Raw genomic sequence first — 23073 nt, forward strand, 5'->3', positions numbered from 1 at the left:
ACGGCGCCTGTGCGCGCGGTGCGGTGCTCACTCCAGCTCGTCGAGCAGGGCGAACAGCTCCTCGTCGCTGGCGCTCTCCAGGTCCGCGTCGTCGTCCTCGCGACCGCCGGGGGCGGCGTCGACCCCGGCCGTCTCGGCCAGGCTGAGCAGCTCGCGCAGCCGGGCGGTGAGGAGGGCCTGGCCGTCGGAGCCGGCGGCCGCCACCTCCTTGATCAGCGAGGTGAGGCGGGAGAGTTCCTTGAGGACGGGTTCGGCGGACGGGGTTCCGTCGAGGCCGAGCTGGTCGCGCAGGTGGGTGGCGAGGGCGCCGGGGTTCGGGTGGTCGAAGACCAACGTGGTCGGCAGCCGCAGGCCGGTGGCGGTGTTGAGGCGGTTGCGGAGCTCGACGGCGGTCAGCGAGTCGAAGCCCAGCTCCTGGAACGCCCGGTCGGCGTCGATCGCCGACGGGTCGGCGTGGCCGAGGACCCCGGCCACCTGCGCCCGCACCAGGTCCACGAGGGCCGCTTCCTGCTGGCCCGGGGACAGGGAGGCGAGCCGCTCCGCGAGGGTGGCGCCGCCCGCCTGGTCGCCGGTGGCGGCGGCCGCCGCGCGCTTCGGTGCCTTGCGGACCAGGCCGCGCAGCAGGACCGGCGGTTCGGTGTCGGCGGAGCGCAGCGCCGCGGTGTCGAGGCGCGTGACGCCGAGGACGGCTTCCCCGGTGGCGGGGGCGGCGTCGAACAGCTCCATGGCCTCGGCCGTGCGCAGCGGCAGGAGGCCCGAGCGGGCGAGCCGCTTGATGTCGGCGTCCGTGAGGCTGCCGGACAGTTCGCTGCTCTCCGCCCACAGGCCCCAGGCCAGCGACAGACCCGGCAGGCCCTGGGCCCGGCGGTGCGCCGCCAGGGCGTCGAGGAAGGTGTTGCCGGACGCGTAGTTAGCCTGCCCGGCGGTGCCGAGGAGGCCGGCGACCGACGAGTAGAGGACGAAGGCGGTGAGGTCGAGCTCGCGGGTGAGCTCGTGGAGGTTCCACGCCGCGTCGACCTTGGGCAGCAGCACGGCGTCGAGCTGCCGGTGCGTGAGGGCGGAGAAGACGCCGTCCTCGACGATGCCGGCGGTGTGGACGACGGCGGTGAGCGGCTGCTCGGCGGGGACGGCGGCCAGGAGTCCGGCCAGCGCCTCCCGGTCCGTCACGTCGCACGCCGCGACCGTCACCGACGCACCGGCCTCCTCCAGCTCCGCGCGCAGCTCGGCGGCGCCCGGGGCGTTCTCGCCCCGACGGCTGACGAGCAGCAGGTGACGGGCGCCGTGCTCGGCCACCACGTGCCGGGCCAGGACCGCGCCCAGCGCACCCGTGGCACCCGTGATCAGCACCGTACCCGCGTCCCAGCGGGCACCGGACTCACCGGTGTCCTCGGTGTCCGCCTGGGCCCGGGCGAGCCGGGGCACGAGCAGCGCCTCGGCGCGCACCGCGACCTGCGGCTCGCCGCTCGCCAGGGCGGCGGCGAGGGCCTGGTCCGAGGCGTCGGACGCCTCGGCGGGGTCAAGGCCGGGGTCGAGGTCGACGAGGACGATCCGGCCGGGGTTCTCGGTCTGCGCGGAGCGCACCAGACCCCACACGCCGGCGTGCGTCAGGTCGGTCACGTCCCCGCCGCCGACGGAGACCGCGCCGCGCGTCACGACCACGAGCCGCGACTCGGCGAACCGCTCCTCGGCGAGCCAGGAGCGCACCACGTCGAGGACCCGGGCCACGGCGCCGCGCGCCGCCTCGCCCGTCACGGCGCCGCCGGGCGCCAGCGGCAGGACGACCAGGCCCGGTGCCGCCGGCACGTCCGACACGTCCGTGGCGCCGGCCGGCAGCTCGAAGCGGTCCTCGGGCAGGGCGGGCTCGCCCGTGGTGGGCGGCAGTGCCGTCCACGCGACACGGAGGAGTCCGTCCCGGGTGCCCGCTCCGGCGGCGCGCAGGACGTCGAGGGAGAGCGGGCGCAGGTGCAGGTTCTCCACGGTGGCGACGGGCGTGCCGGCGCCGTCGGTGACGGTGAGCGCGGCCTGCAGGGTGTCGGCGTCGGGGCTGGTCAGGGCCAGTCGTACGCGCAGGGCGGTGGCGCCGGTCGCGTGGAGGGCGGCGCCGTTCCAGGCGAAGGGCAGCCAGGACCGGCCGTCCTTGTCGGCGACGCCCGGGAGCAGGGTGTGCAGGGCGGCGTCGAGGAGCGCCGGGTGCAGCCCGAAGCGGGCCGCGTCGGCACGCTGTTCCTCCCCGAGCGAGACCTCGGCGAAGAGTTCGCCCTCGGCCTTCCAGACCCGGCGCAGGCCCTGGAACGCCGGGCCGTAGCCGTAGCCCTGCTCCAGGAGCCGGTCGTACGCGCCGGTCAGGTCGACCTCCTCGGCCCCGGCGGGCGGCCAGGCCGCGAGCGCCTCGGGTGCGGGGGTCCCGTCGGCGGCGAGCGTGCCGGTGGCGTGCCGGGTCCAGCCGGCTCCGTCGGCGTCCGCCTCGGGCCGGGAGTGGATGTCGACGGTGCGGCGTCCGGTGTCGTCGGCGGCGCCGACGGCGACCTGGAGGTGCAGGGCGCCGGTCTCCGGCAGGACGAGCGGGGCGGCGAGGGTGAGTTCCTCGACGTGGCTCGCGCCGGTCTCCTCGGCGGCGCGGGCCACGAGTTCGAGGAGGCCGGTGCCGGGCAGGAGGGTCACTCCGGCGACGGCGTGGTCGGCGAGCCACGGGTGGCCGCCGCGCGAGACGCGGCCGGTGAGGACGTACTCGTCGCGGTCGGCGAGGGCGACGGCGGCGCCGAGCAGCGGGTGGTCCGTGCCGGACAGGCCGAGGCCGTTCGCGTCGCCGGTGCCGCCGGCCGGGCCGTCGAGCCAGTAGCGGGCGTGCTGGAAGGCGTACGACGGGAGGGCGGTCCTGCGGGCGCCGGGGAAGACGGCGTCCCAGTCGACGGACGCGCCGGAGGCGGCGAGCAGGCCGAGCACCGCGGCGAAGGAGCGGCCCTCGGGGCGGTCCCGCCGCAGGACGGGGGCGACGACCCCCGGGTCCTCGGTGAGGCAGTCCTGGACGAGGGCGGTGAGGACGCCGTCGGGGCCGAGTTCGATCCACTCGGTGACCCCGGCGGCCTCCAGGGTCCGCACGCCGTCGAGGAAGCGGACGGCCTCGCGGATGTGGCTCGCCCAGTAGTCGGCCGAGGCCAGCTGCTCGGGGGTGGCGAGCCCGCCGGTGAGGTTGGAGACGACGGGGATGCGGGGGGCATGGTAGACGAGCCCGCCGGCGACCTCCCGGAACTCGTCGAGGACCTCCTCCATGTGCGGGGAGTGGAAGGCGTGGCTGACGGACAGCACCTTGGCCTTGCGGCCCTTCTCCTTCCAGGCGGCGGCGAGGGCCGCCACGTGGTCGGCGTCGCCGGAGATCACCGTGGACGACGGGCCGTTGAGCCCGGCGACGGTGACGGCGGCGCCGGCGGGGAGCCCGGCGAGCTCGGCGCGGACCTCGTCCTCGGTCGCCTGGAGCGCGGCCATGGCGCCGCCCTCGCGGGCGGCCTGCATGAGCCGTCCGCGTTCGGCGACGAGGACGCAGGCGTGGTCGAGGTCGAGGACGCCGGCCAGGTGGGCGGCGGTGACCTCGCCGATGGAGTGGCCGAGGAGGTAGTCCGGGGTGATGCCGTGGTGTTCGAGGAGCCGGAACAGGGCGGTCTCGACGGCGAACAGGGCGGCCTGGGTGAAGGCCGTCTGGTCGACGAGGGCGGCGTCCGCGGAGTCGGCCGGCGCGAACAGCACCTCCTTCAGGGGGCGGGGCAGTTCCTGGTCCAGCCGTCCGCAGACCGCGTCGAACGCGGCGGCGTACACGGGCGAGGTCTCGTACAGCTCCCGGCCCATGCCGAGCCGCTGGGAGCCCTGGCCCGTCAGCAGGAACGCGGTCTTGCCGCGCCGGGCGGCGGCCCGGACGACGTCCGGGGAGACCTGGCCGCGGGCCAGGGCGTCGAGTCCGGCGAGGAGTTCGTCGCGTCCGCCGGCGGTGACGGCGGCGCGGTCGTCGAGCAGGGCCCGGGTGGTGGCCAGGGACCAGCCGATGTCGGCGGGGTCGGTGCCGGGGTTCTCGGTGACGTACGCGTGGAGGCGGGCGGCCTGGGCGCGCAGCGCGTCCTCGCCGCGGGCGGAGAGGAGCCACGGGGTGACGGGGACGGCCGGGGTGGCCGGCCGCTCCGCCGCCGTGCCGGCGGCGGCCTTCGCCGGCGGCTGCTCGATGATGACGTGGGCGTTGGTGCCGCTGATGCCGAAGGAGGACACGGCGGCCCGGCGGGGCCGGCCGGCCTCGGGCCACGGGGTCTCCTCGGTGAGGAGCTCGATGGAGCCGGCCTCCCAGTCGACGTGCGGGCTGCGCTCGTCGGCGTGGAGGGTGCGCGGCAGGACGCCGTGGCGCATGGCCTCGATCATCTTGATGACGCCGCCGACGCCGGCGGCGGCCTGGGAGTGGCCGATGTTCGACTTGAGCGAGCCGAGGTACAGCGGGCGGTCCTCCGGCCGGTCCTGGCCGTAGGTGTTGAGGAGCGCCTGCGCCTCGATGGGGTCGCCGAGGCGGGTGCCGGTGCCGTGCGCCTCGACCGCGTCCACGTCGGCGGCGGTCAGGCCGGCGGCCGTCAGGGCCTGGCGGATGACCCGCTCCTGGGCCGGGCCGTTGGGGGCGGTCAGGCCGTTGCTCGCACCGTCCTGGTTGACGGCGGAGCCCTTCAGCACGGCGAGGACCTGGTGGCCGTTGCGCACGGCGTCCGACAGGCGCTCGACGAGCAGCAGGCCCACGCCCTCGGCCCAGCCGGTGCCGTCCGCGTCCGCCGAGAACGACTTGCTGCGGCCGTCGGGCGAGAGTCCGCGCTGGCGCGAGAACTCCACGAACACGCTGGGTCCCGCCATCACGGTGACGCCGCCGGCGAGGGCGAGGTCGACCTCGCCGCCGCGCAGGGCGTTGGCCGCGAGGTGCAGGGCGACCAGGGACGAGGAGCAGGCGGTGTCCACCGTGACGGCCGGGCCTTCGAGGCCGTACGTGTAGGACAGCCGGCCGGAGACGACGCTGGAGAGGTTGCCGGCGAGGAGGAAGCCCTCGAACTCCTCGGGGCTGGCGGGCAGCCGGGCCGCGTAGTCGTCGTACATCGCGCCGGTGTACACGCCGGTGTGGGAGCCGCGGAGGGTCGCCGGGTCGATGCCGGCGCTCTCGAAGGTCTCCCAGGCGGTCTCCAGGAGGAGGCGGTGCTGCGGGTCGGTCGCGGTGGCCTCGCGCGGCGAGATGCCGAAGAACTCCCGGTCGAACAGGTCGGCGTCGTGGAGGAAGCCGCCGTGGCGGACGTAGGAGGTGCCGGCCTGCTCCGGGTCGGGGTCGTACAGGTCGTCGAGGTTCCAGCCGCGGTTGACGGGGAACTCGCTGATGGCGTCGACGCCGTCGGAGACGAGCCGCCACAGGTCCTGGGGCGAGGAGACCCCGCCCGGGTAGCGGCAGGCCATGCCGACGATCGCGATCGGCTCGTTCGCGGTCGCGGCGCGCTTCTTCACGGGGGCGGCGGGCGCGGCGGCGCCGGCGGCGCCCTCGGCCTTGCCGAGGAGGAACGCGGCGACCGCGGCCGGGCTCGGGTGGTCGAAGACCAGGGTGGCGGGGAGCCGGAGCCCGGTGGCGGCGTTCAGCCGGTTGCGGAGCTCGACGCCCGCGAGGGAGTCGAACCCGGTGTCCTTGAAGGCCCGTTCGGGGTCGACGGACCGGGCGTCGGCGTGGCCGAGCACGGTGGCGACGACACCGCGCACCAGGTCGAGGACGGCGGCGGCCCGCTCCTCCGCGGAGAGCGCGGCGAGCTGACCGGCCCAGTCCGAGCCGGCCGCGCCCGGGCCGGACGCCACGGCCCGGCGGGCACGGGCGGCGGCCGGGACGATCCGGCGCAGCAGGGCGGACGGCTCGCCCGCGGCGCGGAGGCGCGGCAGGTCGAAGGCGGCCGGGACGGCGAGGGCGTCGCCCGAGGCGAGGGCGGCGTCGAAGAGGGCGAGGCCGCGGGCCGCGTCGAGCGGGTTGATGCCGGCGCGCGTCCAGCGGGCCAGGTCGGCCTCGCCGAGCCCGGCGCCCATGCCCTGCTGGGCGTCCCACAGGCCCCAGGCCAGCGACAGGGCGGGCAGGCCCCGGGCGTGGCGGTGGGCGGCCAGGGCGTCCAGGAAGGTGTTGGCCGCCGCGTAGTTGGCCTGTCCCGCGGTGCCGGTGATGCCGGACACCGACGAGAAGAGGACGAAGGCCGACAGGCCCAGGTCGCGGGTGAGGTCGTGCAGGTGCCAGGCGGCGTCCACCTTGGGGGCGAGGACGGTGGCGAGCTGCTCGGGGGTGAGCGCGGCGACGGTGGCGTCGTCGAGGACGCCGGCGGTGTGCACGACGGCCGTCAGCGGGTGCGCGGCGGGGACGCCGGCCAGCAGGGCCGCGACGTCGTCGCGGTCGCCGGCGTCGGCGGCGGCCACGGTGACGTGGGCGCCGAGGGCGGACAGTTCGGCGGTCAGCTCGTCGGCGCCGGGGGTGGCGGGGCCGCGCCGGCTGCTCAGCAGCAGGTGGCGGACGCCGTGGGCGGTGACCAGGTGGCGGGCGAACAGGGCGCCGAGGCCGCCGGTGCCGCCGGTGACGAGGACGGTGCCGTCCGGGTCGAAGGCGGCCGGCCGCGCGTCGCCGTCGGCTTCCGGCGCGGCGGTGGCGCGGGCGAGGCGGGGCGCGTGGAGGCGTCCGTCGCGCAGCGCGAGCTGCGGCTCGCCGGTGGCCAGGGCCCGCGCGAACACGTCGGTGTCCGTGCCGGCTTCCTCGGTGTCCACGTCCAGGAGGACGATGCGGCCCGGGTGTTCGGCCTGGGCGGAGCGGACGAGTCCCCAGACCGGGGCGGCGGCGAGCCCGTCCACCTCGTCGCCGGGCAGGGCCGCGACCGCGCCGCGGGTGACGACGAGGAGCGGCGCGTCGGCGTGCGCCTCGTCGGCCAGGTGCCGCTGGAGGAGGTCGAGCGCGGTGCGGGATGCGGCGTGCGCGGCGGACGGCCGGTCGTCGGCGTCGGGGGCGTGCGGGACGCGGAGGACGACGGGCTCGGGCGTGGCCTCGGACGGCTCTGCGCCGGCCTCCTGCCACTCCACGCGGTACAGCGCGTCGGGCGCCGTGTCGGCGGTCCGGCCCAGGCGCGCCTTGGGCACCGGCCGCAGGGTCAGGGCCGCGACGGACGCCACCGGGGCGCCGGTCGTGTCGGCGAGCAGCAGGGAGACCGTGTCGGGTCCGGCGGGCGAGATCCGGACGCGCAGGGCGGTGGCCCCGGACGCGTGGAGGACGGTGTCGGACCAGGCGAAGGGCAGCCGGATCTCGTCCGGCGCGCTGTCCTTGGCGGCGTCGAGGACCAGCGGGTGCAGGACGGCGTCGAGCAGTGCGGGGTGCACGCCGAAGCGGGCGGCCCGCTCGTGCTGGTCCTGGGGCAGCCGGATCTCGGCGTACACGTCGGCGCCGTCGCGCCAGAGGGCGGTGAAGCCCTGGAAGGCGGGCCCGTACGCGTAGCCGAGGTCCTGGAGGCGCTCGTACACGCCGTCGAGGGGCTCGGCGGTCGCGCCGGCGGGCGGCCACTCGCGCAGGCCCTCGGGGGCGTCGGTGGAGTCCGCCGGGGCGAGGGTGCCCGTGACGTGGCGGGTCCACGGGGACTCGCCGTCGGTGAGGGGCGCCGCGTCGTCGCTCACCCGGGTCTCGGGCGACGAGTGGACGGTGAACGGGCGGGCGCCCGTGGCGTCGGGGGCTCCGACGGTGACCTGCACGCGCACCGCGCCCTGGCGGGGCAGGGCGAGCGGGGCCTCCAGGGTGAGCTCCTCGACGCGGCCGGCGCCGGTCTGGTCGCCCGCCGCGACGGCGAGCTCCAGGAAGGCGGTGGCGGGGACGAGGACGGTGCCGCCGATGGTGTGGTCGGCCAGCCAGGGGTGGGCGCTCAGGGAGAGGCGGCTGGTGAGGACGACGTCCTCGCGGTCGGCGAGCCGGACGGTGGTGGCGAGCAGCGGGTGGTCGGCCGGGTCCAGGCCGAGGCTGCGGGCGTCGCCGGAGGCCTGCGGGGCCAGCCAGTAGTGGGCGCGCTGGAAGGCGTACGTGGGCAGGGCGGCGTCGGGCCGGGCCCCGGGGAAGAACGAGGCGCGGTCCAGGGGCGCGCCGGCGGCGTGGGCGCCGCCGATGCCCGCGAGGAGGGTGCCGGGCTCGGCGCGCCCGGACCGCAGCAGCGGGAAGGCGCGGGCGGCCGGGGTGGCGAAGGAGCTCGTGGCCATGGCGGTGAGCACGGCGTCGGGGCCGACCTCGACGAAGACGGTCGCGCCCTGCTCCTCCAGGGTGCGGACGGCGTCGAAGAAGCGGACGGCCTCGCGGATCTGGGTGACCCAGTACGCGGGCGAGGTGAGCTGCCCGGGTTTGGCCACCGTGCCGGTGACGGTGGAGACGACGGGGACGGCGGGCTCGCGGTAGTCCAGCTCCTCGGCCGTGCGGCGGAACTCGTCGAGGACGGAGTCCATGTGCGGGGAGTGGAAGGCGTGGCTGACGGTGAGCCTGCGGGTCCTGCGGTCGCGGGCGCGCCACGTCTCGGCGATCTCCTCGGCGGCGTCGGCGTCGCCGGAGATCACGACCGCGGTGGGGCCGTTGACGGCGGCGAGCGCGACGCGGCCCTCGTAGCCGGTGAGGCTCTCGGTGATCTCGTCGGCGGAGGCCTCGACGGCGATCATCGCGCCGCCTGCCCGCGCGGCCTGCATCAGCCGGCCGCGGGCGGCCACCAGACGGGCGGCGTCGGCGAGGGAGAACACGCCGGCGGCGTGCGCGGCGGCGAGTTCGCCGATGGAGTGTCCGGCGAGCAGGTCGGGGGCGAGCCCGTGGTGTGCGAGGAGCCGGAAGAGGGCGACCTCGACGGCGAACAGGGCGGGCTGGGTGTACGTGGTCAGGTCGAGCAGCTCCGCCTCCGGGGTGCCCGGCTCGGCGAACAGCAGCTCGCGCAGCGGCCGGTCGAGGTGCGGGTCGAGGCTGTCGACGACCTCGTCGAGGGCGCGGGCGAACACCGGGTGGGCGGCGTACAGTTCGCGGCCCATGCCGGCGCGCTGGGCGCCCTGGCCGGTGAAGACGAAGGCGGTGCGCCCGGCGCGGGCGGCGTCGCCGGTGACGACGTGGGCGGCGTCGGCGCCCCGGGCGAGCGCGTCGAGCCCGGTGAGGAGTTCCTCGGTGGTGGAGCCGTACACGGCCGCGCGCTGTTCGAAGGCGGTGCGGGCGGCGAGCGCGGCGCCGACGGAGGCGGCCTCGGTGCCGGGGTGCTCGGTGAGGTGGGCGTGCAGGCGGGCGGCCTGCTCGCGCAGGGCGTCCTGGTCACGGGCGGACAGCACCCACAGGGCGGGGGCGGCGGCGCCGTCGGTGGTGTCGGCGGCGGGGGCCTCGGACTCGTCGCCCTGCTCCAGGACGACGTGGGCGTTGGTGCCGCTGATGCCGAAGGAGGACACGGCGGCACGGCGGGGCCGGCCGGCCTCGGGCCAGGGGGTCTCCTCGGTGAGGAGGCGCGCCGCGCCGGACTCCCAGTCGATGTGCGGGCTGGGCTCGTCCACGTGGAGGGTGCGGGGCAGGACGCCGTGGCGCATGGCCTCGACCATCTTGATGATGCCGCCGACGCCGGCCGCGGCCTGGGCGTGGCCGATGTTGGACTTCAGCGAGCCCAGGTAGAAGGGGCGGTCGCCGGGCCGGTCCTGGCCGTAGGTGGCGAGCAGGGCCTCGGCCTCGATGGGGTCGCCGAGGCGGGTGCCGGTGCCGTGCGCCTCGACGGCGTCCACGTCGGCGCCGGTGAGTCCGGCGTCGGCGAGCGCCTGCCGGATGACGCGCTGCTGGGAGGGGCCGTTGGGGGCGGTGAGGCCGTTGCTGGCGCCGTCCTGGTTGATCGCGGTGCCGCGGATGACGGCGAGGACGCGGTGGCCGTGGCGGCGGGCGTCCGAGAGCCGCTCGACGACGAGGAGGCCGACGCCCTCGGCCCAGGAGGTGCCGTCGGCGGCGGCGGAGAAGGACTTGGAGCGGCCGTCGGCGGCGAGGCCCCGCTGGCGGGAGAACTCGACGAACATGCCGGGCGTCGACATGATGCTGGCGCCGCCCGCGATGGCCATCCGGGACTCGCCCTGCCGGACCGAGCGGACGGCCATGTGGAGGGCGACGAGCGAGGACGAGCAGGCCGTGTCGATGGTGACGGCGGGGCCGACGAGGCCGAGCTGGTAGGCGATGCGGCCGGACATGACGCTGGGCGTGGTGCCGGTGAGGAGGTGGCCCTCGACGGCCTCGGCGCCCTCGTGCATGCGCGGCCCGTAGTCGAGGGTGGTGGCGCCGACGAAGACGCCGGTGCGGCTGCCCTTCAGCGTCTCCGGGTCGATCCCGGCGCGCTCGACGGCCTCCCACGCGGTCTCCAGGAGGAGCCGCTGCTGCGGGTCCATGGCGAGGGCCTCGCGGGGGGAGATGCCGAAGAAGCCGGCGTCGAAGGAGCCCGCGCCGCGCAGGAAGCCGCCCCGGTCGACGGCGCTGCGTCCGCTGCGGTCCGGGTCGGGGTCGAAGAGGTCCTCGGGCCAGCCGCGGTCCTCGGGGAAGCCGCCGATGGCGTCGACGCCGTCCGCGACGATCCGCCACAGCTCCTCGGGCGAGGCGACGCCGCCCGGGTAGCGGCAGGCCATGCCGACGATGGCGATGGGCTCGTCGTCGCCGGCGACCGGCGTGAACAGGTCGTCGTCCGCGTCACGGACGCCGGTGAGCTCGGCGAGCAGGTGCTCGACCAGGGCGGCGGGGGTGGGGTGGTCGAAGAGCAGGCCGCTGGGCAGCCGGAGGCCGGTCGCGGTGGCGAGGGACTCCCGCAGTTCGACCGACATCAGCGAGTCGAAGCCGAGGTCCTTGAACGGGAGCCGGGCGTCGACGGCCGAGGGGCTCGCGTACTCCAGGACGGCGGCGACGTGGGCGAAGACGAGGTCGGCGACGGTGGTGCGGCGCTCGGCCTCGCCGAGGCCCGTGAGCCGCTGGGCGAACGCGCCGCCGTGGGCGCGCGGCGCCGCGGACGCCTCGGTCCCGGCCGGGGAGGCGGCGGGAAGCTCCGCCGCGGCGCGCGGGCTGCCGGAGACCCAGTACGGCTGCCGCTGGAAGGCGTACGTGGGCAGGGCGACCTGGCGCGGCGAGGCGCCCTCGAAGGCGCGGGTCCAGTCGACGGGCACGCCGTGCACGAAGGCGGCGGCGAGCGCGGCGGTGAAGGTCTGCGCCTCGTCGCGGTCGCGGCGCAGCACGGGGACGGCGGTGACGCGGTCCACGGCGGCCACCGAGTCGCGGGTCATCGCGGAGAGGACGCCGTCGGGGCCGAGTTCGAGGAAGACGCCGACTCCGGCGGTCTCCAGGGTGCCGACGGCGTCGGCGAACCGGACCGCGCCGCGGACCTGGTCGGCCCAGTACTGCGGGGTCCGCAGGTCGTCGCCCTCGGCGAGACGGCCCGTGAGCGTGGAGACGACCGGGATGGCCGGCTCGGCGTAGGTGAGCTTGGCGGCCTCCGTACGGAAGTCGTCGAGCATGCCGTCCATGTGCGGGGAGTGGAACGCGTGGGAGACCGTGAGCCGCTTGGTCTTGCGGCCCTGCTCGCGCAGTTTCTCCGCGACCGCGAGGACCGCGTCCTCGTCGCCGGAGATGACGACCGAGGTCGGGCCGTTGACGGCCGCGACCGTGACCCGGCCTTCGAGGAGCGGGAGGACCTCGTCCTCGGCGGCCTGGACGGCGACCATCGCGCCGCCGGACGGCAGCGCGTCCATCAGGGAGGCGCGCGCGACGACGAGGCGGCAGGCGTCCTCCAGGGACAGCACCCCGGCCACGTGCGCGGCGGCCAGCTCGCCGATCGAGTGACCGGCCACGAAGTCGGGGCGGACGCCCCACGACTCGACGAGCCGGAAGAGGGCGACCTCGACGGCGAACAGCGCCGGCTGTGTCATCCCGGTGCGGTCCAGGTTCTCGCCCGAGGCGATCACCTCGCGCAGGGAGACCTTCAGCAGACCGTCGAGGACGGCGACGACCTCGTCGAACGCCTCGGCGAACTCGGGGAACTTCTGCGCCAGTTCGAGGCCCATGCCGGCGCGCTGCGCGCCCTGGCCGGTGAACAGGAACGCCGTCCTGCCCGCCTCGGCGGCGGTGCCACTGACGGCGCCGGGCGCCGGGTCGCCGGCGGCGAAGGCGCCGGTGGCGGCGAGGAGTTCACCGGTGCCGGCGCCGAGGACGACGGCGCGGTGGTCGAAGAGGGTGCGGGTGGTGAGGAGCGACCAGCCGACGTCGGCCGCGTCGGGCGCGGCGGCGCCGTCGGCGAGGGCCTGGTGCAGGCGGGCGGCCTGGGCGCGCAGCGCCTCGGGGGTGCGCCCGGACAGCACCCAGGGGGTGAGGCCGGCCCGCGCGGCGGGGGCCGGCTCGCCGCCGGGGGCCGCGGTCTCGCGTACGGGGCTCTCCGCCACGACGACGTGGGCGTTGGTGCCGCCCATGCCGAAGGACGAGACACCGGCGATCAGTTCGCGCTCGGGGTGCGGCCAGGCGGACAGCTCGCGCTGCACGGCGAGGCCGAGGTCGTCGAGCGGGATGGCCGGGTTGGGCGTCTCGAAGTTGAGGCTCGGCGGGAGCTCTCGGTGGGTCAGGCTGAGCAGGGTCTTGATGAGCCCGGTGATGCCGGCGGCGCCTTCGAGGTGGCCGACGTTGGTCTTGGCGGAGCCCACGTGCAGGGGCTCGCCGGCCGCGCGGCCCGCACCGAGGACGGCGCCGAGGGCGGCGGCCTCGATGGGGTCGCCGACCGGGGTGCCGGTGCCGTGGAGTTCGACGTACTGCACTTCGGCGGGGGTGACGCCGGCCTTGGTGTACGCCTCGCGGAGGACCTGCTCCTGGGCGGCGGCGCTGGGCACGGTGAGGCCCGGGGTGGCGCCGTCGTTGTTGACGGCGCTGCCGCGGATGACGCCGTAGATCCGGTCGCCGTCGGCGAGGGCGCGGTCGAGGGGCTTGAGGACGACGACGCCGGCGCCCTCGCCGCGGACGAAGCCGTTGGCGCGGGCGTCGAAGGTGTAGGCGGTGCCGTCGGGCGAGAGTCCGCCGAAGCGCTCCTCGGCGAGGGCGGCCTCGGTGAGGAGGTTGAGGTTCACGCCGGCCGCGATGGCGGTCTCGGACTCGCCGGTGCGCAGCGACTCGCAGGCGAGGTGGACGGCGACGAGCGACGAGGACTGGGCGGCGTCGACCGTGAGGCTGGGGCCCTGGAGGCCGAGGAAGTAGGAGACGCGGTTGGCGATGACGCCGCGGTTGACCCCGGCCATGGTGTGCTGGGTGACGGCCTGGTCGCCGTACCGGTAGACGAGTCCGGCGTAGTCGTCGCGCAGGGTGCCGACGAACACGGCGGTGCGGCTGCCCCGGAGGGTGGCGGGGACGACTCCGGCGTCCTCCAGGGCCTCCCAGGCCAGTTCGAGGACGATCCGCTGCTGCGGGTCCATGGCGGCGGCCTCGCGGGGGGAGACGCCGAAGAACGCGGCGTCGAAGTCCTCCACCCGGTCCAGGAAGCCACCGCGCCGTACGCCGTCCTGCGCGGCCGGCGTGGAGTGCTCCAGGCGGCCCTCCGGTGCTTCGGTGATGGCGCTCGAACCGTCGCGGAGCAGGGTCCAGAATGCGCCCGGGTCGGCGGCGTCGGGGAGGCGGCAGGAAATTCCCACCACAGCGATGCCCGCACCATTCCCGTTTCCGGGACCGTTGACGACAGGGGTGTGTTCGACCGTCATCGCGCTCGACTGACCTTTCATCGCAGAAGCACAGAAGAACTGTCCGACTTCATCATCGAAAACAGGCAGACAGCTGAAGCCCGAACGAACTTACCGACCCTCGCTAATTGCCTCGTTCGGGCTCGGTAATGTTCCGGTAGGCCCCTGGTCACGGCGGTGGAATCAACGCCGGAGAGCGGGCGGTTACCTTGTGGTGAGCGATGGGTGAGTCCAGGTCGGTTAGCTTTTCGGAAAAGCTTCGCCGACCAAGATGAAAGTGGGACCGGATTCGCCATGGCAATTGAACTCACCGATGACGCCACCAAGATGACCGAGCTCTACCAGAAGGCGTTCAACACCGGTGACCCGAATGTGGTCAACCAGCTGTACACCGACGCCGCCGTGACGGTCTGGGAGCCCGGCAACCCGAAGACGGGTCAGGAGCGGAAGGACGCGCTGGCCGAGTTCCTCTCCCTCAAGCCGACGATGAACGCCAAGCTGCGCACCGCCTACGTGGCGGGCGACGCCGCGCTCCTGGTCGTCGACTGGACGATCGACGTCACCGGCCCGGACGGGACCGAGGAGCACCACGAGGGCATCGGCAACGACGTCCTGCGCCTCGGCGAGGACGGCAAGTGGCGCTTCGCCATCGACCACCCGTTCGGCAACTGAGCCCGGGCAGCGAAAAGGGTCCGGCCCCCGCCGTGGCGGGGGCCGGACCTGGGTGCTCGGAGAAGAGCGCCCACCGGGACGCGCTCAGCGAGACGTGCTCGCCGAGACGTGCCCGGTGGGTGCCGCTCAGCCCTCCTGCGGGGCGGAGATGTGCTGCGCCAGACCACCGTCGACCGGCAGCTTGACACCGGTGGTGAAGGTGGCGTCCGCGGCGAGGAACAGCGCGGCGGAGGCGATCTCGTCGACCGAGCCGTGGCGCTTCATCGGGGTGATGGCGTCGCCCACCGCGTGGAAGCCGGCGCGCTCCTCGGCGGAGAGGCCCGCGGCACCGGCGGTGGGGGTGTCGATGAAGCCCGGCTGGACCGCGTTCACACGGATGTTGCGCGGGAGCAGCTCGGAGGCGAGGACCTGGGCGAAGGACCACAGGGCGGCCTTCGACGCCGAGTAGACGCCCATGCCCGGGGTGCCGGTGACGTCGGCGATCGAGGTCGTGAAGACGATGGCGCCACCCTCGTTGATGAGCGGGGCCAGGGCCTTGACGGTGAAGAACGCGCCCTTGGTGTTGATGTTGAACTGGCGGTCGTAGGACTCCTCGGTCACCAGCTCCAGCGGGCCGAGCTCCGAGATGCCGGCGTTGACGAACACGTAGTCGAGCGAGCCGAGGGTGTCCTTGACGGCACCCGCGAGGGCGTCGATGTCCGAGAGGACGGCGGTGTCGGAGACCACGGTGTGGCCCTTGGCGCCCAGCGTGTTCTTGGCGTCCTGGAGGTTCTTCTCGCTGCGGCCGGTGACGATGACCTCGCCGCCGCCGTCGACGAAGTGCTTGGCGATGGCGAGGCCCATGCCGTTGCTGCCGCCGGTGACGAGAGCCTTCTTGCCTGCGTACTTGCTCATTCTCTACTCCTTGTATTTCCAGCACTCGCGCTGGTCGGCCGTCTCCTGCGCCGTCGGCCGGACGTGCTCATGGAAACACGGCACCCTGGAGAGCTACTTGAGCTTTCATCCAGGCGCCTGACCTGCGCCTGGGTCCCGTCCGAACGGGTGGTGGACGCCTCAAACACGGCTTCCACGGGGCTTCCATGGGACCTCTACGGGCCTTCGAGAGACCTCTGCGACTCTGGGCGCGGGGCACTGTCGGCCGCATGCCGTCGCACTGGACCCGTGGCCCTGGGCGTCGCCGTCATCTTCCCGTTGCGCGGCTCGATGCTCAAGGGCCGGCTCGGAGTCGAGTCGAGACCATGCGGCCTTGCCCCCCGGGTGGGGGCTGCGAGCGATGCAGTCCATGACGACGATCGCGCGGGGGAAATTGATGCGGTTTCGGATGCTGGGACCACTGGAGATCACGGCCGACGACCAGTCGTTGGCGTTGGGGGGTTCGAAGCAGCGGGCGACGCTGGGGTTCCTGCTGTTACGCGTCAACAAGGTGGTGGCGACGAGTCAGCTCCTGAAGGCCCTGTGGCCGGAGGACGAGGCGCCCAACTCGGCGCGCAAGATACTCCAGAACACGGTGTGGGGCCTGCGCCGCGTCCTGGCGGCCAACGGGGACAACTCCAGCTGCGACCCCAGCGCCCCCTGGGTCGTCACCCAGCAGCCCGGCTACATGCTGCGCGTCAGCACCGACCAGATCGACCTGTTCCGGTTCCGCACCCAGGTCGAGGAGGGCCGGGCGCGGCTCGCCGCGGGCAAACCCGACCTGGCCGCCCAGCAGTTGAAGGACGCCCTCGCGCTGTGGCGCGGCCCGGTGCTCGCGGACCTGGTGGAGGGCGGGGTGTCCTGGCCCGAGCTCGCGGCCGTGCAGGGCGCGCGCCTCGACGCCCTGGAGGACTACTTCGAGGCCGAGCTGGCCCGGGGCCGTCACCAGGCGATCCTCGGCGAGCTGGAGACCCTGGTCGAGACCGAGCCGCTGCGGGAACGCGCCTGCGGCCAGCTGATGCTCGCCCTGTACCGCTGCGGCCGGCAGGCCGACGCGCTCAGTGTCTACGCGCGCGTACGGGCGGAGCTGGTGGAGAACCTGGGCCTGGAGCCCGGGCACGACCTGCGCCTGCTCCACCAGGCCATCCTCAACCAGGATCCGGAGCTCATCCTCCCCAGCAGTCCCATGTCCGCGCAGCAGTCCCTGCCGATGGGCTGGTCCGCGGCCCGTCCGGTGGCCCTGGCCGGCCTCTCCGCCGCCACGCCCGTCCTCGCCCCGGCTCCCACGGCGATCGCCGCCCCCGGCGCGGCGGACCGTCCCCGTGCCGAGGTCGACCCCCTGATCCCCGCGCAGACCCGGGGCCTCCCGGACCGGGCCGCGTCCCCGGTCCCGCCGTCGGGCGCGACGGCGTACGGCACCGGTGAGCTGGCCGCCCCCGCGGCGGACCGCGCCAGGGAGGCGGCCGAGCGGAAGTGGCTCGGCGTGCTCCTGATCCGCACCGAACCGACGCCGCAGGCCCTGGAGTCGCCCGTCGACGTCGTCGACCGGTCGCTCGCCGAGACGTCCGCCGCCGTCCGCGAGGAGGTGGAGCGGCTGAACGGCAGCCTCGCGGCGACCATCGGCTCGGTGTCCCTGGCCCTGTTCGGGGTGCGCCGCAGCCACGGCGACGACACCGCCCGGGCGGTACGGGCCGCGCTCGCCGTGCGGGACCGGCTCGCGCACACCGGGCTCGTCGAGTTCCGGGCCGCCATCGACACCGGCGAGGTCCTCGTCCACTTCTGCCCGGACGACGAGACCACCGCGCCCCGGGTGAGCGGCCGGCTCCTGGACGGCGCGCAGACGCTCCTCGCGGGGATCCCCGCGGGCGAGATCCACGCCAGCTCCGGTGTGCACAGCGCGACCGAGGCCGCCTTCTCCTATCTGCCCACGGACGGTCCGGGCACCGGCTGGAAGCTCACGGGCCCGCGCCGCGACCGGCCCGGCCTGCACACCCTCCCGATCGTCGACCGGGAGTACGAACTGGAGCTGCTGAGCGGCCTGGTGGAGCTCGCCGAGCACCGCGCCGCGCCGCACCTCGTGACCCTGGTCGGCGCCGACGGGGTGGGCAAGACCCGGCTCGTGATGGAGCTGGGCCGCCGGGTGGCGGGCCGGCCGGACCTGGCGCAGTTCCTCGCCGCGACGACCCCCGTGCCGGACGCGGCCGACGCGGGCCCGCTCGCCGTGCCGGCCGAGCTGCTGCGCGCGTACTGCGGGATCCTTCCCGGCGACCCGCCGGAGAAGGTGCGCGGCAAGCTCGCCCGGCCGCTGCGGGAGCTGCCGCCGGGGCCGCCGTCGGACGCCGACGGCGAGCGCGCGCTGTCGCTCCTGCTGCCGCTCGTCACCCCCGGGGACACCGGGGCGGGCGGGGAGCGGGGAGCCGGCGGGGTCGCGCGCACGGCCGAAGTCCTGGACGCCTGGCGGTCCTTACTCGTGCGGGCCGCGCGGGTGCGGCCCGTGGTGATCGCCGTCGACGACCTCCACCTGGCCGACGACCTCCTGCTCGACTGCGTGGAGCGGCTTCCGGAGGCGGCCGGCCCGGTGCCGCTGGTGGTGGTCGCGGCGGCGCGCCCCGAGCTGCGCGAGCGCCGCCCGGTGTGGGGCGCGGGCGCCCCGCACACCACCACCCTCACCCTGTCGCCGCTGTCCGACACCGCGGTGGACCGGCTGCTCGACCTGCTGGTCACCGAGCCGACGGCCGGGATGGACAAGCGGAACGGCGGGATGCTGCACCGCACGCTCCAGGGTGCGGCCTGCCACCCCCCGGCCGACCGCCGCCGCCAGGTGCGCGAACTGCTGCGGCTCGCCACTCCGCTGCCGGAGCTGCCGGCCGGGTCGAAGTCCCCCGAGCCCCTCGCGGGCTGACGGATTCTCAGGACTGCGGACTCCTCGTGAGGCCGCGGGCTCACGAGGAGTCCGCGGCCTCGGGCCGTCCCCGGGACCGGTCAGCGACCCGTCAGCCGGGCCTCGTCCGCGTCCCTCAGCACCTCGGCGACGGCCCGGAGGCCGGCCTCGAGCTGGGCGATCTCCGCGTCCGTGACCAGCACGGACGGCGCGAACCTGAGGGTGTTGCCGGCGCTCGCGGTGGGGAAGGTGCGCACCCGGTGCTCGCGCAGCAGGAAGCCGGCGAGGTGGTAGCCGAGCAGCCCCGAGCGGGCCCCCTCCGCGATCACCTCGGACGCCGAACCCGACTGCTCGTGGAACTCCAGGCCCTGCATCAGGCCGCGGCCCCGCACGTCCTTGACCACCTCGGGGAAGTCGGCCCGCACCTTGCCGAGGGCCTCGGCGAGCCGGGCCCCGCGCTCCTCGGCGAGCCGGTAGGCCCGGCCGCCGTCGGCCTCCAGCATCTGCAGCACCTTGAGGGCGATGCGCGTGGAGAAGCCGTCCTTGGCGAAGGTCGAGCTGTGCACGAGCTCGAACTCGTGCCGGTAACGGCTCTGCCGGGTCAGCATGACCGAGGTCTTCGCCAGGCCGCCGCCCAGGCTCTTCGCCAGGACGTAGTAGTCGGCGTGCAGCCCGATCGCCGAGCTGGCCAGCATCCGCCCGGTCCGGCCGACGCCGCTCTGGATCTCGTCGACGACGATCGGGACGCCCGCCGCCGCGCACTCCCGCTGGATCTCGGCCACGAAGGCCTCCGAGAGCGGGACGATGCCGCCCTCGCCCTGGATGGGTTCGAGGAGCAGCGCCGCCACGCTCGGGAAGGCGTGCTCCACGACGACGACCTGGCCGCCGCGCACCGCGAGGCCGTGCAGGACGGTCCGCTCCTCGGCGAGGGTCCGGCGGAGCGCCTCGGCGTCCTCGCGCGGCACGAAGCGGGCCTGCGCGGCGAGGGCCGTGAACGGGGTCCGGTAGCCGGGGTTGTGGGTGAGCTGGACGCTGCCCACGAGCTTGCCGTGGAACGAGCCCTCCAGCGTGAGGAAGACCGGGGCCCGGCCCGCCGCCTCGGCGTTGCGGCGCTCCGCCTCGGCGGCGAGGGCCTCGAAGCCGGTGGCGCCGGCGGCGGCCTCCACGCCGAGGGCGCGGAAGGCCTCGGCGGCCACCACGGCCTCACCGGTGAGGACCGCGGCCCGCGCCTCCGCCAGCTGCGCGGCGACGCTCTCGGTGAGCTCGCCGACGCGCATCACACGGTCGAGCTCGGCGTGCTTGACGGCCGCCTCGATGGCCTCGGCGCCGCTGTTGCCGAAGATGGCGAAGTACGGCTCGTCGGTGCCGAGTTCGCGCTGCAGGACGCGGTTGAGCTGGTTGGCGACGGCGTCCGCGTCCGGGTGCCGGGAGAACTGCGCGAGCACCGGGGTACCCCAGTCGAGCAGTTCCTTGGCGTGCGCGACGATCTCCGGGTTGTTGTGCCCGAAGAACAGCGAGCCGTAACCGCCCGCCGCGTCGAACACCTCGACCTCACGGCCGTCCGGGCCCTCGTAGTACAGGGTGTTTCCCGAGGCCCGCTTGTACGCGACGTCGAGTCCCACGGAGCTGAGAAAACCGAGAATGTACGGCTCCGCCAACTCGGGTTGCTGTGTCTTGGAATTCATGCCGCCCTCTTTCCGGCCACGTCGACCACGTCGACCACGAAGCGTTGCGGCGACCCTATCCACGGCCTGGAACCGGAAGGCCTCTCGCTTTTCTCCCGCCGGGTCATGCCACGGTCATCGGCCGCTCATTTCCCGGCGGTGGGCACGGTCACGGAACCCGCGGTGAGCGCGGAATGGACGACGCGGGCGACATCGGCCTGCCGGCCGTCGAGGTAGAAATGCCCGCCGGGGAAGATCCGGACGTCCGTCCTGGCCTCGGTGTGCTCCCGCCAGGCGGCGGCCCGGTCCGTGGTGACCACCGGATCGCTGTCGCCGACGAGGACGGTGAACGGCATGGAGAGCCGGGGGCCCTCCGTCCAGGCGTAGGAGCCGATGGCGCGGTAGTCGGCGCGCAGGCTGGGCATCACCATGGCCATGATCTCCGGGTCCTCCAGGACCTGGCTGCCGGTGCCGCCGAGCTTGCGGATCGCGGCGATCACCGCCTCGTCGTCGTCCATGCGGTCCAGCGGGTTGCGGAACGGCGTCGGCGCGCCGCGGCCCGACAGGAAGAGCCGCACCGGGGCCGGGAGGTCCTGGCCGGCGAGGCGGCGGGCCGTCTCGTAGGCGATGACGGCGCCCATGCTGTGCCCGAAGAAGGCGTACGGCCGGTCCAGGTGCGTGACGATCTCCCGGGCGACGGCGTCCGCGAGGCGTCCGATGTCGTCGATCGGCTCCTCCAGACGCCGGTCCTGCCGGCCCGGGTACTGCACGGCCACCACGTCGAACGCCGGCTTCAGCTCGCGGGCCAGGCCCACGTAGGCGCTGGCCGCGCCGCCGGCGTGCGGAAAGCAGAAGAGCCGCGGACCGCTCGCGCGTATCGCGTCGAACCGCCGGAACCACTCACCACTCACGATGTCTCTCCCCTGTCGATGCCTGGGCCGGCTCCCTGGTCGGAGCGGCCTCGTCCGTACCGATGTACCCGAGAACCCCACGGCGCCGTGGACGGGGTTCGCTAGCGGAGGATCTCCACCACGGCGCAGCCGACGGTGCGCGAGCAGCCGCCGACGAGCGCCACGAGGTCCCCGGGCCGTACCGCGCCGGTCTCCAGGAGATGGGCGAGTCCGGCGATCTGGTCGCCGGCGCCGAGGTGTCCCACCTGCCGCCCCCATCCCCAGGTGGTGCGGCTCTCGTCGATCCCGTCGGCGGTGCGCCACCGCCACACCGCGGAGTCCCGGCCGACGTTGGAGAAGACGAAGCGCGCGACGTCGTCCAGCGTGTGTCCGGCCTCGGCGACGGCGGTGCGGACGGCGTCCCGCTCGCGGGTGGCGAGGAGGGACGCGGCGCCCGGTCCGTCGTCGGCGCGGTGGCGGCAGTCGGTGGCGGAGGGCGCCTCGCGCCAGGCGAGGTCGGCGCGGAAGAGCGTGCCCTCGGGCGGTTCGCCGAGGACCACGGTGGAGAGCACCCGGGCCACTCCCCCGGTCCGGGTGAGGACGAGCCCGGTGGAGCCGTCGCCGAGGACCGCGCCGCTGGTGTGGCGGTAGCGGTCGCAGCCGGCGGCGCCCCCGGCGTCGGTGGTGGCGACCAGCGCGACGCCGTCGCCGTCGAGCGCGTCGAGGTACGAGGCGGCCGTGTGCAGGGCCAGCACTCCGCCTCCGGCGGACCGTACGACCTCCAGGGTGGTGGCCCGGTGTCCGGCCACCTCCTCCTGGACCCGCGCCCCGGCGGCGCCCTGGAGCGAGCCGCACCGGGTGGACTGGGCGTGGACGACGAGGTCGAGCTCGCGGCCGGCGCGGCCGGAGGTGCGCACGGCGTGCGAGGCGGCGGAGTGGGTGAGCTGCTCGGCGCTCTCGCGCTCGGCGACGCACACGGCGTCGTATCCGTCGCGGCGCCAGGTCCGGAGGCTGTAGCGCCCGGCGGTCACCGCGGGGCGAATGGGCTCACGTCGTCCCAGCCGGACCGTGGCAGCACCGACGTACACGCTGTCCCACCGCATCGTCCACCCCTTCATCCGGACGGCCAGCCTGTCACAGGCCGCTCGAGGCGCCGTCCATCCCCGGTCGCGAACGGGCTCCGACCTGCGACGGCGCGGCGGAGGCCCGCACGGCGGAACGTCCGTGGTGCGGGCCTGTCCGACGGCCACCGGGCATCCGCCCGCCGCGGGGGGTCGATCGCGGCGGATGCCCGGTGGCGGCTCCGTGTCCGATCCTGCCGGAATCCCTTACTTGAAGGCCGGGATCGTGCGCGCGACCCAGTCGCCGAAGGAACGGGCCGGGCGGCCGAGGACCTTCTCCACGTCGAGGCTGACCTCCTGCTCGACGGGGAGCGGCTCGCCGAGGACGTCGAGGGTGCCCTTGACGACGGCCGGCGGCATGAACTGGGACATGACCTCGGTGGCCTGCTCGCGGGTCAGCTCCACGTAGGTCACCTCCTCGCCGAGGACCTCGGAGAGCATGGCGACCTGGCGGCGCGGGCCGACGGACTCGGGACCGGTCAGGACGTAGGTGCGGCCGTTGTGGCCGTCCTCGCGGAGGGCGGCCGCGGCGACGTCGGCGATGTCCGCCGGGTCGACGACGGGCAGCGCGATGTCGCCGAAGGGGTGGAAGACCTGGCGGCTGGTGCGCACCGACTCGGCCCACGCGAAGGCGTTGGAGGCGAAGCCGCCCGGCTGCAGGATGGTGTACTCCAGGCCCGACTCGCGCACGGCGGCCTCGAACTCGCGCAGGCGGTTGTGCGAGGGGGTGTCCGAGCGGGTGCCGGCGAGCTGGGAGGAGACGAGGACGACGCGCTTGACGCCGGCGCCCTTCGCGATGTCCAGCAGGTTCGCCGCCGGCTCGCCGGGGCCGTTCTGCTCGCCGGCCAGCAGGATGAAGAAGGCGTCGGCCCCTTCGAGGACCGGCTTCATGCTCGCGAAGTCGCCGAGCGAGGCCTGGACGGCGCGGACGCCGTCCGGGAGGCCGGCGGGCTGGGCGTTGCGCGACACCGCGACGACGTCCTCGCCGGCCTCGGCCAGGGCCGCGACCAGCGGGCGGCCGATGTTGCCGGTGGCACCGGTGACAACAATCATGAACAGCTCCCTATATCAGTGTGGTTGGGGTGAGTTCGCCGCTGCCGGGAGACCGCGCCGAACGGGTCGGACAGTGCTCCTGGCCGTCACGTTCCGGACGCTAGCATCCTCGGAATAGTAGGTACCTAGAGGAAAGTGACTCACCCCTC

8 protein-coding genes are annotated in these 23073 nt (G+C 75.0%); 2 read left to right on the forward strand and 6 right to left on the reverse strand.

All coding sequences use genetic code 11. From position 1 onward, the window contains the following. Positions 1-27 precede the first annotated feature (27 nt). Positions 28-13689 (reverse strand): type I polyketide synthase, encoded by a 13662-nt coding sequence (locus ABZ621_RS16810; RefSeq protein ID WP_360605053.1) that lies wholly within the window; start codon positions 13687-13689, stop codon positions 28-30. A 336-nt stretch (positions 13690-14025) separates the two neighbouring features. Between ABZ621_RS16810 and ABZ621_RS16815 the strand changes: the two genes are divergently transcribed. Continuing rightward, on the forward strand, positions 14026-14403 hold the full coding sequence (locus ABZ621_RS16815; protein ID WP_360605055.1) for an SgcJ/EcaC family oxidoreductase: 378 nt from the start codon (positions 14026-14028) through the stop codon (positions 14401-14403). Between the two features lie 126 nt (positions 14404-14529). Here the strand turns inward: ABZ621_RS16815 and ABZ621_RS16820 are convergent, their stop codons facing one another. Continuing rightward, the gene (locus ABZ621_RS16820; protein ID WP_360605057.1) at positions 14530-15297 is read right to left on the reverse strand and encodes an SDR family oxidoreductase; all 768 of its coding nucleotides are present in this window, start codon (positions 15295-15297) and stop codon (positions 14530-14532) included. A gap of 427 nt (positions 15298-15724) precedes the next feature. Here ABZ621_RS16820 and ABZ621_RS16825 point away from each other — a divergent pair, with 427 nt between their 5' ends. Continuing rightward, complete coding sequence (locus ABZ621_RS16825; RefSeq protein ID WP_360605059.1) at positions 15725-18217, forward strand: BTAD domain-containing putative transcriptional regulator; 2493 nt, start codon at positions 15725-15727, stop codon at positions 18215-18217. Between the two features lie 80 nt (positions 18218-18297). On the opposite strand, the gene ABZ621_RS16830 is transcribed toward ABZ621_RS16825, so the two are convergent. The 4 genes from ABZ621_RS16830 to ABZ621_RS16845 form a co-directional block, all read right to left on the reverse strand. Next, on the reverse strand, positions 18298-19881 hold the full coding sequence (locus ABZ621_RS16830) for an aminotransferase class III-fold pyridoxal phosphate-dependent enzyme (RefSeq protein WP_360605061.1): 1584 nt from the start codon (positions 19879-19881) through the stop codon (positions 18298-18300). Positions 19882-20006: 125 nt separating this feature from the next. Next, complete coding sequence (locus tag ABZ621_RS16835) at positions 20007-20771, reverse strand: alpha/beta fold hydrolase (RefSeq protein ID WP_360605063.1); 765 nt, start codon at positions 20769-20771, stop codon at positions 20007-20009. 101 nt (positions 20772-20872) lie between these two features. Continuing rightward, a complete protein-coding gene (locus ABZ621_RS16840; RefSeq protein ID WP_360605065.1) occupies positions 20873-21853 on the reverse strand; it encodes a 3-oxoacyl-[acyl-carrier-protein] synthase III C-terminal domain-containing protein in 981 nt (326 codons plus the stop codon). 225 nt (positions 21854-22078) lie between these two features. Next, entirely contained in the window at positions 22079-22924 is an 846-nt protein-coding gene (locus tag ABZ621_RS16845; protein WP_360605067.1) for an NAD(P)H-binding protein, read from the reverse strand. Positions 22925-23073 lie beyond the last annotated feature (149 nt).

The organism is Streptomyces sp. NPDC007863 (genome assembly GCF_040633895.1).
Taxonomy (GTDB): Bacteria; Actinomycetota; Actinomycetes; order Streptomycetales; family Streptomycetaceae; genus Streptomyces.

Excerpts from the sequence above, each read along its gene's own strand:
- ABZ621_RS16820 (WP_360605057.1), bottom strand. The coding sequence starts at position 15,297 with ATGAGCAAGTACGCAGGCAAGAAGGCTCTCGTCACCGGCGGCAGCAAC.
- ABZ621_RS16815 (WP_360605055.1), top strand. The coding sequence starts at position 14,026 with ATGGCAATTGAACTCACCGATGACGCCACCAAGATGACCGAGCTCTAC.
- ABZ621_RS16845 (WP_360605067.1), bottom strand. The coding sequence starts at position 22,924 with ATGATTGTTGTCACCGGTGCCACCGGCAACATCGGCCGCCCGCTGGTC.
- ABZ621_RS16840 (WP_360605065.1), bottom strand. The coding sequence starts at position 21,853 with ATGCGGTGGGACAGCGTGTACGTCGGTGCTGCCACGGTCCGGCTGGGA.
- ABZ621_RS16825 (WP_360605059.1), top strand. The coding sequence starts at position 15,725 with ATGCTGGGACCACTGGAGATCACGGCCGACGACCAGTCGTTGGCGTTG.
- ABZ621_RS16830 (WP_360605061.1), bottom strand. The coding sequence starts at position 19,881 with ATGAATTCCAAGACACAGCAACCCGAGTTGGCGGAGCCGTACATTCTC.